Source organism: Nocardia otitidiscaviarum NBRC 14405, assembly GCF_000308635.1.
GTDB classification, from domain to species: Bacteria; Actinomycetota; Actinomycetes; order Mycobacteriales; family Mycobacteriaceae; genus Nocardia; species Nocardia otitidiscaviarum.
Genome location: NZ_BAGD01000234.1, coordinates 1 through 551, shown reverse-complemented (window position 1 = coordinate 551; position 551 = coordinate 1). Strand labels below are relative to the sequence as shown.

Sequence of the window (551 nt, the reverse complement as noted above, 5' to 3'; positions counted from 1 at the left end):
TTGAAGTCTGCGAGGGAGCGAATGGACATCATTTCCGCCTATCGAGAGGCCGGAAGCTATCGGGGAGCCGCGCAGTTGTGCGGCACCACGCACAAGACAGTGAAACGGGTCGTTGACCGTGCCGAGGCCGGCGGCGGGCGGCCGCAACGGCCGCCCAGGCCGCGTAATTACGATTCGGTGCGGGAGCTGGTCGCGGCGCGGGTGGCCAAGTCGAAGGGCCGGATCTCGGCCAAACGGCTGCTGCCGATCGCTCGCGCCGACGGTTACGAGGGGTCGCCGAGGAATTTCCGGCGGCTGGTGGCCGAGCAGAAAGCGTTGTGGCGCAGGGACAATCATCGAGGTCGTCGGCCGGCGGTGTGGTCGCCGGGTGAGTATCTGGTGATCGACTGGGCCGAGGCCGCGCCGGGATTGTTCGTGTTCTGCGCGGTGCTGGCGTTCTCGCGGTGGCGGTTCACCGCGTTCGCCGCCGACCAGAAACAATCCACGACCCTCGCGTTGATCGCCGAGGCCTTCGCCGCGATCGGCGGCGTCCCGGCCAGGGTGCTCGCCGA

Annotated in this window: 1 pseudogene; it reads left to right on the top strand. The window is 68.2% G+C overall.

The features are described 5' to 3' along the window. Positions 1-551 (top strand): annotated as a pseudogene (locus ON31_RS29455) (helix-turn-helix domain-containing protein); the annotation flags it as partial.